Annotated in this window: 9 protein-coding genes and 1 pseudogene; 2 read left to right on the top strand and 8 right to left on the bottom strand. The window is 71.3% G+C overall.

The genetic code is table 11. The annotated features are described in order from the left end of the window. Window positions 1-161 precede the first annotated feature (161 nt). The gene (locus J7E68_RS11780; RefSeq protein ID WP_215172800.1) at window positions 162-1,199 is read right to left on the bottom strand and encodes a hypothetical protein; all 1,038 of its coding nucleotides are present in this window, start codon (window positions 1,197-1,199) and stop codon (window positions 162-164) included. A 75-nt stretch (window positions 1,200-1,274) separates the two neighbouring features. Between J7E68_RS11780 and J7E68_RS11775 the strand changes: the two genes are divergently transcribed. Both J7E68_RS11775 and J7E68_RS11770 read left to right on the top strand, forming a co-directional pair. Further along, window positions 1,275-1,934, top strand: a complete 660-nt coding sequence (locus J7E68_RS11775) for a hypothetical protein (RefSeq protein WP_215172798.1) — start codon at window positions 1,275-1,277, stop codon at window positions 1,932-1,934. Continuing rightward, on the top strand, window positions 1,918-2,625 hold the full coding sequence (locus tag J7E68_RS11770) for a hypothetical protein (protein ID WP_215172796.1): 708 nt from the start codon (window positions 1,918-1,920) through the stop codon (window positions 2,623-2,625). The genes J7E68_RS11775 and J7E68_RS11770 overlap by 17 nt, the downstream gene beginning before the upstream one ends. 30 nt (window positions 2,626-2,655) lie before the next feature. Here the strand turns inward: J7E68_RS11770 and J7E68_RS11765 are convergent, their stop codons facing one another. The 7 genes and pseudogenes from J7E68_RS11765 to J7E68_RS11735 all read right to left on the bottom strand — a co-directional run. Next, window positions 2,656-3,018 carry a hypothetical protein gene (locus J7E68_RS11765; RefSeq protein ID WP_215172794.1) on the bottom strand — a complete coding sequence of 121 codons (363 nt, stop codon included), beginning with the start codon at window positions 3,016-3,018 and terminating at the stop codon, window positions 2,656-2,658. Beyond that, window positions 2,987-3,796 carry a hypothetical protein gene (locus tag J7E68_RS11760; RefSeq protein ID WP_215172792.1) on the bottom strand — a complete coding sequence of 270 codons (810 nt, stop codon included), beginning with the start codon at window positions 3,794-3,796 and terminating at the stop codon, window positions 2,987-2,989. Before J7E68_RS11760 ends, J7E68_RS11765 begins: the two co-directional genes overlap by 32 nt. 39 nt (window positions 3,797-3,835) lie before the next feature. Beyond that, the gene (locus J7E68_RS11755) at window positions 3,836-4,543 is read right to left on the bottom strand and encodes a hypothetical protein (protein WP_215172802.1); all 708 of its coding nucleotides are present in this window, start codon (window positions 4,541-4,543) and stop codon (window positions 3,836-3,838) included. A gap of 5 nt (window positions 4,544-4,548) precedes the next feature. Beyond that, complete coding sequence (locus tag J7E68_RS11750; RefSeq protein WP_215172790.1) at window positions 4,549-6,255, bottom strand: serine/threonine-protein kinase; 1,707 nt, start codon at window positions 6,253-6,255, stop codon at window positions 4,549-4,551. Further along, entirely contained in the window at window positions 6,252-7,673 is a 1,422-nt protein-coding gene (locus tag J7E68_RS11745) for an FHA domain-containing protein (protein ID WP_215172788.1), read from the bottom strand. The genes J7E68_RS11750 and J7E68_RS11745 overlap by 4 nt, the downstream gene beginning before the upstream one ends. Then, the gene (locus J7E68_RS11740; protein ID WP_215172786.1) at window positions 7,673-8,485 is read right to left on the bottom strand and encodes a protein phosphatase 2C domain-containing protein; all 813 of its coding nucleotides are present in this window, start codon (window positions 8,483-8,485) and stop codon (window positions 7,673-7,675) included. The genes J7E68_RS11745 and J7E68_RS11740 overlap by 1 nt, the downstream gene beginning before the upstream one ends. Beyond that, a pseudogene (locus J7E68_RS11735) lies at window positions 8,482-9,019 on the bottom strand (hypothetical protein); the annotation flags it as partial. The gene J7E68_RS11740 and the pseudogene J7E68_RS11735, both read right to left, overlap by 4 nt.

Genomic DNA, 9,019 nt, shown 5'->3' with positions numbered 1-9,019 from the left:
GACGGTGAATGCCGACGACGGGTCGGTGCCGGGTGCGAGCTCGTCGGCCGGGACGTCGAGCGACTCGCCGATCTCGGAGATCGTCGTGGCCTCGTCGACCTTGACGATCCAGGATTCGGGTTGGGGTGCGCCGGGGCGGTCGGCGACGGTCAGCCGAAGGCTCATGATGCGGGTATCCCTTCCAGAAGCCGGGCGAGGCCGGCGAGCGGAACTGCTGCGTCGGCCTGCTGCTCGTCGACAGGCGCCGAGACGAGCGACAGCGGCGCTTCACTCTCCCACGAGGGAGCGACGAGCTCGGCGACATCTGCATCCGCGTCATCGGTGATGCTGCCCCAGGCGAGGCGTCCGTCGTCGGTGACCACGCGGAAGAGCAGCTGCGCGGGGCCGGTGCCTGTGCGTTCGATGCCGCCGTCTTCGGTGCATCGGAGGCCGAGCGATTGCGGCGAGCTGCAGACGATGGCGGCGTCGTCGCCCCAGGTCTGCTCGACGATCTCGATCTTCTCGGCGTCTCCGACCACGTGCAGTCCGCCGACGGTGGGGGCGGGCGCCGTGACGAAGGTGACGGTCAGCTCGACCGACACCTCTTGACCCGCGTCGTCGGTGATGGTCAACGGGATGATCGCGTCTCCGGCCGTCGTGCCGCGGAGCGCAAGATGGCTCTCGCCGACCCCGGCTGCGACACCCCCAGGGATCTTCTCGACCCGGATGGTCGCCCCGCCGTCGGGAGTGCAGACCGCGCAGACGATGCCGAGCGCCGACAGCGGCACGAGCGCCTGCTCGCCCACGGCGATCGGCAGATCGAGACGGTCGACGGCGACCTCGGGCAGCGGCGGGAGCTCGAGGCGCACCCGATAGTCGACCGAGATGCGCGTCGCACCCGACACCTGCGGCACGGTGAGGGTCTGGGTGCCGAGGTCGGCGTCGAACCCGGCGGACACGAGCGTCACGGTGTCATCCGCGCAAGTGACCGCGATGCCCTCGAGCGTGCCGACGCCCGAGCAGTCGATGAGCCACCCCTCGCCGGGGCGGATCTCGGTCGTCTCGGTGTACGAGACCTCGACCGCCCCGCCCTGCGGCGGCGCGGATGCCTCGGAGGCCGACAGCGATGCCGATGCCGAGAGCGGAGACCATGTGAGCAGGGCGCTGAGCATCGCGACGAGAGCGAGAGCTCCTCGCCGGCGTCGGTGCGTCGAGGTCATGAGACTCCAAGATCGGCGGCAGGCCATGACTAGGATAGCCGCGCCCGACCACGACGGAGAATCTGCACCAGATCCATGAGCGACATCCCGCGAACACGCCGCCAGCAGAATGCTGCGCCGGTCGGCGAGCTACCGGCGAACGCCATGATCACCGCCGCGCCGGTGCCGTGGACCGCATCGCGCACACCGGCCCCCGCGGCCCTCGACGGCCAGCTCGGATGGGATTCGCCGCGGCCCAGCATGCAGGTCGCCCCGGGCGAGATCCGCACGCTCGAGACGTCGGGAGACGTGCTGCCCGAGCTCGAGGACGCGCCCGAGAAGCAGCGCCCGCTGTGGCGGCATCCCGCCTTCCTCATCTCGGTCGGCACCACGATCCTCGCGCTCATCGCGTTCGTCGTCTTCGTGATCGTCGGCGGCCTCTCGGGCCGCGCCACGGCGTCGGACCTCACGCTCGAGGTGACCGACAACGTGGTGCGCGCCGACTGGACGGGCCCCGACGTGCCGTACCAGGTGATCGTCGTCGACGGCCCCTCAGGACCCACCCTCGACGTCTCGCAGCTGGTCACCGGCACCGAGGCCTGGCTGCCGCGCGCGGCCGCCATCGTCGACGACGGATCCTGCATCGTGGTGCGCCCTGCCGAGGGCAACGAGAAGGCCGAGGTCAAGCTCGACCGTGCCACGCTCGACGCCCAGGGCGCGGTCTCGGGATGCGTGGCGGATGCCCCGTCGGAGTGACGCGCGACTGATCGCCCTCGTGCTCGGCACCGCTCTCGCGCTCACCGGGTGCGCCGGCGGGACGCAGGCGCAGGAGCCGGCGCCGAGTCCGACGCACATCGATCTCGGCGCATGGGACGAGGAGTCCGGGGGCAACGGGATCGTCCTGCTGGATGCCTCGACCGCCCGCGCCACCATGCTCACCGCCGTGCGCGAAGCAGGACCCGGGACCATGACCGGACCCTTCACGAATGCGGGCGGCCGCGTGCTGACGGTCGACGTGCGCGGCTCGAGCGAAGAGACGCTGGCCGAGTTCACGGTCGACGGTCAGACCACCTCGGTCGTGATCACCGACGGGCAGACCTACGTCAATCCCTCGACGGCCGCGGCAGGCGACCTCGTCGCCGGCGAGTACTCGTGCGTCGCCGACGACGACCCCGCGCTGACCCGGTGGGGGTCGCTGCTTCATCCGCTGCAGACGCTCGCCGAGCACACCGCCGATGCCTCAGCTGTCGGCGCGCCGTCGGACGACGGCGTCGACCTCGTCTTGGGGGCCGACGGCACCCTCGGCGCGCTGCGCGTGCAGACGCAGGGCCCCGCACTTCCGGTGTCGCTCACCCGCGCCGACGTCGCCGGAAGCCTCCAGCTGGAGTTCTCGGGCTGGGGCGATGCGGTCGAGCTCCCTGACCTCGGCTCTGCCGCAGGCTGCTGAGCGGACCCGCCGCAGGCTGCTGAGCGAAACTCAGACGAACTCCGACCCCTCCGGCGGTGCCCACCGCGGAAGACCGTTGCATGCCGCCGCGACGCGGTGGAGGCCGTACTGCGGGTGCGAGAACGCCTCCCACACGCCCTTCGAGTCCCTCGCCTCTGCCGCCTCGATCAGCGCGTTGAGCGTCTGCGGAGAGCCTGCGGCCCACGCGACGTAGTCGGAGTTCTCGACTCCCATCGATCCGAGCTCTGCGATCGCGCGCACGTCTTCCGCCGCGCGGACGATGTCGGTGAAGCTCTGCGGGATGCGCTCGTTGCTCGATACGACGGCGACGGTCAGTGCCGTCACCGGGTCGACGAGCTGTTCACATCGGCTGGCGCGAAGGTCGGCCATCATCTCCCTCTCCTCGCTGCCCCGCGGTCGGCGGCGCAGCCTTCTCGGCCCCGAGCAGGGCCACTGTTCTGGTGTAGATCGTCGAGCGGTCACCGGTGACCTCGATGTCGATGCCGGCCTGCAGGCCGGCGATGCAGATCGCGGCCAGCGATGCGCGGACGTTCTCGGCAGCGACCATCGTATCGATCGGGATGCGGATGCCTCCGTGGTCCGCGATCACCTCGAAGATGCCGTGCAGGTCTCTCGGTGCGGCATCGCGCAGCGCGCGCACCCCCCGCACACCGAGCACGAACTCCGACTGCACACGACCGGACGCACGCTCGATCGCCGCCGCGGGGCCGCGCAGCAGCGGCACGGCGGCCGCGCGGTCGTCGAACCCGACGCCGCCGATCACGGCAGACCACGGCAGCTCGACGTGACCGGCGAGGCGGATGCCGTCGGCGCTGACCACCAGGTAGTCGTCGGCCGAGACTCTGCCGCCGCGCAGCCGCCGCCGGAGGAGGGCGAAGCGGATGAGCAGCACGCCCGCCGCGACCACCAGCAGCGCGAGCAGCAGCACGGTCACGGGGCCGCCGAAATGCAGGAACAGGACGGAGAAGAGGCCTGCGAGGGCCGCGAACAGCACCAGCCACGCCACACCCAGCACGACGGCGTTGACGCGCATCCTCCGGCGCACGGCCGTGCGATCCAGCGGAGCGGCGTACACGCGACCGCTCGCGAAGAAGTCGCGCCACTCGTCTGCCTGTGTCGCAGAGAGCCCCAGCGGGCTCAGCTCGTACACGGAGGGCTCACCCGCCTGCAGGGGTGTGCGGCCTCGCGGTCAGGCATCCTCGTCCTCGGAGCCCTGCGGCTTGTCGAGATCTGCGAGGTCCTCACGCGTCACCAGGCGCGAGGCGATCGTGTACTCCACGAGGCGCGCACGCCGATTGGTGGCGAACGACCTCTGCCCCCCGCGCATGCCCGGCACGCCGATGCGATCGAGCTTGTCGCACACGTTGTCGAGCTTGCGGTTGAAGCGGGTCACCGTCCACCCCAGACGCGCCGCGGCCTTGGCCGACGTCGGGATCTCGCTCATTCCGGTGCCGTCGCGTAGCAGCTGCGGCTCGGCCAGTGCGAGGATCAGCAGCCGCTGGCTCTGGGTGAGCGGCACGTCGCCGATCGTCGAGTCGCCGTCGGTGCTCTCGCGCTGGGTCGGACGGAACGCGGGCTGCGTCGCGTGCACGATCAGCTCGTACGTCGTGGGGCCCGCACTGAAGACCACGGTGGTCGCGTCGAAGACCAGCGGCAGCCGCGCGCCGGGCGACAGCCAGGCCTGCACGCCGCCGGAGCGATCGGTGACGGATGCGGTGAGCCGCGAGCCGATGTTCGACAGCCACCAGAGACCCGCCGATTCGGCGATCTCGAGGAAGTTGCGGTGCAGGAAGAGGTTGTCGTCGATCGCGAGGTCGCCCTCGCGCCCGGCCGTGAACCTGCTGCCGGGTTCGATGGTGAAGTACTCGCCCGCGAACTCGACGGTGACCGTGCCGATGCCCGTCACTGGACGCACCCCCGCACCGGCTCGGACGCGCGGCCGTCGTCTCGGCGCAGCGCCACGTCGACGCACACCTGCCCCGCCGCGGCGTCGGTGATCGTGACCGAGGTGTCGGTGGTCGTCGACGGAGTGCCCTGGCCGGTGAGATCGACGGGAACCCAGATGAAGCTGTCGCCCTCGAGCTCGTCGGTGTTCGTCCACGTGAAGGTCACGGAGTCACCCGAACGCGTGCCCTCGAGGTCGGAGACCTTCGGCACCACGTCGGACACGATGTCTTTCGGATCGACCTCGTCGCCCGTGGCCACCGGCTCGGGGGTGGGCATGTTCGCCACCATCAGATTGAGTCCGACGATCGCACCGACGATCACCACGACACCGGCCGCGACCAGGCCGATCGTCCGACCCCTGCGGCTGCGGGGCTTCCGGTCCGGGTCGCCGGACGACGTCGCGGATCCGGTGGCGTCTCCGGTGGCGGAGGGCGCGGCGAAGGCCGGGGACGACGACGGCCCGGCCGACGGCGCGGAGGTCGAGGGCGTGGCATGCGAGGGCGTGGTCGACGACGTGGCGTGCGGAGTGACGACCGTCGGGCCCCGCGCGATCGTGCGGTCATCGTCTATAGGAGCTGTGGCCGCGGCAGGCGCGCCAGGGCCGCGCAGCTGAGTGGCCTCGTCGACCGGGTCGGGGCTGTCGAAGCGGGGGACGTCTGCCGAGGGGAACAGCGCGCCCTTGGGCTGAGTGGCCGCAGACGGCCTCGTGAACGACGCGACATCGGGATCGATGCTGACGATCTCGCGGACGCGGGTCAGGCCGTCGCCGTCGTCATCCAGATCCTCGGCCGGCGGGTGGTCGTCGACGATGTCGATCGGCGTCACAGAGTGCGACAGCTCGATCTGCACCTTCTGCAGCGCGCGGGCGAAGGCCACGGCGCTGGGGAAACGGGCATCCGGGTTCTTCGCCATCGACCGCTCGAGCAGCCGCTGCAGGCTCTCGGGGGAATCCGGACGCGCGAGCGACGGCAGCGCGGCGCGCTCGATGCGCTCGATCAGGTCGGCGCTGGAGTTGCGCTCGCCCGTCCGCTCGAAGGGCGAACGACCGGCCAGCAGCGTGTAGAGCGTCGCTCCCAGCGCCCATACGTCGGTGCGGGGGCCGCTCTGCGGCGGATCCGCGAACGATTCCGGCGGCGACCACGGGATCGACATGCCGGATGCCTCTCCGGTCGCCCCCGTGGTCGAGGCGATGCCGAAGTCGGTTAGTGCGGGGCGGTTGTACTCCGTGACGAGGATGTTCGCCGGCTTGATGTCGCGGTGCAGCACACCCGCGCGATGCGCCGTCTCGACGGCACCGGCCACCTGCACTCCGACACGCAGCGCCTCTGCCACCGAGAACGGCTCTCTGCGGGCGCGCAGCTGCAGGTTCGGGCGAGGGCAGTACTCCATCACCAGGTACGGACGGCCGTCTCCGGCGACTCCCGCCTGATAGATCGTGACGATCGCGGGATGCGTCGACAGCATCGCCATGACGTTGGCCTCGTCGGCGAACTCCTGCGCGGCGCTGCTGGTGAGGCGGTCGGCGAGCAGCACCTTGACCGCCACGCGTCGCCGGGGCATCTGCTGCTCGTAGAGGAAGACGTCGGCGAAGCCTCCCGTGCCGAGCGGCTCGACATAGACGAAGCCGGGCAGCTCCGGCGGCGGCGAAGGGCGACGACTCACGGGAGATCCTCGAACGCGACGGTGACTCCGTCGCCGAGGTCGACGACGTCGCCCGAGACGACGATCGTCTGCTCACCGGGGTGCAGCCTCATGGGATCGGAGCCGGCGCGCAGCAGGGTCGATCCGTTCGTCGTGTGCAGGTCGATGACCACCACGGTGTCGCCCTCGGGACGCACCTCGAGGTGGCTGCGCGAGATGTCCTGCTGCGGGCTCTCGACGGCGACCAGATGCGGGAGGTTCGCCCCGCTGGCTCGTGTCGAGCGCGGGCGGCGGCCGATGATGACCGTGCGATCGAGGGTCACCACCTGTCCGGTGGAGACGCGGATGCGGCCTCCGCCGGAGACGACCGGGAGGGCCTCGGTGGGGGCGTCGGGAGAGACCGGCGGGGCATCCTTTCGGAGGGCCCGCGCCTCGGCGGCCGAGATCGTCGCGCCGTCATGGTCGCCCGCGAGCCCGGCATCGGCGTCGGCGGCAGATGCCGCGAACGGGTCTGCGGCGCCGGCATTCGCGTCCGTCGACGCCGGCTCTGACGCCGGGCGGTGGATGGTCTGTCCGAAGAGCATCTCGAACTCGTCGATGTCGCCCTGCCCGTCGGCATCGGCGGGCTCGTCGTCGCCCGGGCGCTCCGCGAGGTCGGCCTCGCGGTCGTCGTCTTCAGGAAGCAGCGTGTCGCCGAAGTCCGGCTCATCCTGAGGCGACTCGCCCTCGGAATCACCGGCGGGCGCGAGGGAGGCCACCGGCGGGACAGGCGGAACGGCGGGAACCGCACCCACGCTCGGGAGGCCGACTGCGGGCGGGACCGGAGCGACCACGGCGGGAGCGACCACCGCGGGGGCGACGACCGGAGGCACTCCCCCGGCTGGCTCCGCAGCGGGCGGGGCAGCAGCGGCCGGCTCTGCAGCGAACGGCGCCGGCGCGACCGAGTCGGTCGAGGTCGCCGCGCTGTCGACGGCCGAGACGCCGGCTGAGATGCCTGCCGAGTCGCCTGTCGGATCGAGCGAGACGGCCGCCGCGCGCACCACGCCGCCGACCACCGGCAGCTCGACATCGTCGGCGCTCTCGACCACGACATCGACCCTCGCCGCGCCTCGGACCAGGCGCTCGCTCCACGTCGTCAGGTCGGTGCCGATGATGCGCGTCTGGCCGTCGGCCGTCTCGACCACGATCTCGGGCACGCCGCGCACCGCGACCCTGACGTCCTGCCCGTCGGCCACGACCGCGGCGAAGTCGGGCAGAGAGGCGAGCGAGCCCCCCGAGCGCACGGTCAGCAGGTCGACGAGCGCGCCGAGTTCACGGATTCCGTCGAAACCGTTCCACGCATCGGCGATCAGGGCGGCATCGACGGTCGGAGGCAGCACGAGCAGAGCGCCATCGCGGATCAGGGCGTTCCACGTTCCGGGGCGATAGTTCACACGCATCAGCGCACTCCTCCTGCAGCTTCACGCGGACGCGTGTCCGCGACGTCTGGTTCGTCCGTCTCGACGAGGGTGCCGGGTCGAGACGCGACCGAGATGGCATCGATCACGACGGCCGTCACGTTGTCTCGCCCTCCGGCGTGCACGGCGCTCGAGACGAGGATGTCTGCCGCGCGCTGCGGGTCGGCCTCGACCATGAGGATCTCGCGGATCGCCCCGTCGCTGAGCTCCGACGCCAGCCCGTCGGAGCAGACCAGCATCCGGTCGCCCATCTCTGCGGGGAACAGCCAGTAATCGACCTCGCCGTCACTGCCGGCCCCGATCGCCCGCGTGATGATGTTGCGACGGCGATCGGTCTGGGCGTCTTCGGGGCGCAGCTCACCGGACTCGACGAGCTCCTGCACGACCGAATGGTCGACGCTCACCTGCTCGAGATCGCCGTCTTCGAGGCGGTAGACCCGGGAGTCGCCGATGTTCAGCACGAGCCAGTAGCCCATGCCGTCGACCGTGGCGATGACGACGCCGCTGAGGGTCGTGCCCGCACGGCCGTTGCTCGTGGTCGACAGCGCCTCGACCTCTGCCCGCGCGACCGAGACGGCGTCGCGCACCTGGTCGAGCGCGAGCGCCGGCTGCCCGATGTGCCGGGAGAACTCCTCGATCACCGCGGCGCTGGCGCGTTCGCCCGCCTCATGCCCGCCCATCCCGTCGGCGACCAGGAACACGGGGGCGCTGGCGAGGAACGCATCCTCATTGAGCGTGCGACGCAGCCCGGTGTGCGTCGCCGCACCCGTCGAAACCGCCAGTGCGACGCTCATGCGTATCCGCCGATCGTCACGATCCGATCGCCGATCTCGATGGCATCGCCGAGGCGCACCGGCACGCGCTGGCCCGCGGGGCAGGCGATGCGCTGGCCCTCCCGGACGAGGGTCATGCCGTTCGTCGAGAACCGGTCGAGCACCCAGCCGCCCGAGGTCGAGGCCGCCGCCTCGAAGTGGGTCTTCGAGAGCGAGAGCGTCTCGTCGCGCACCGGCACGATGATCGCGCCCTCTTCTGCACCGGGATTGCGTCCGAAGATCGTGCGTCGCGACACCGTGACGCGGGTGCCGTCATCCCAGGTGAACACGAGACGATGGCCGGGGATGCTGATGCGCGTCTCTTCCAGGTCGTCGTCGTCGGACTCGTCGACCACGATGGCGGGAGCCGCTGCCGGCGCGGGGATGTCGGCCGCGGGCGCTGCCGGGAACGCCGGAGCGGGCTGCGGTGCCGCGAATGCCGGGGCATCGGGCACTGCAGAGGGAGCTGCCGCGAATGCCGGGGCAGCGGGATGAGCCGGGGCAGCGGGATGAGCC

It is taken from the genome of Microbacterium sp. ISL-103 (assembly GCF_018613995.1).
GTDB lineage: Bacteria > Actinomycetota > Actinomycetes > Actinomycetales > Microbacteriaceae > Microbacterium.
The sequence above is the reverse complement of the archived record's forward strand: the minus strand, read 5'-3'. Positions and strand labels throughout refer to the sequence as shown.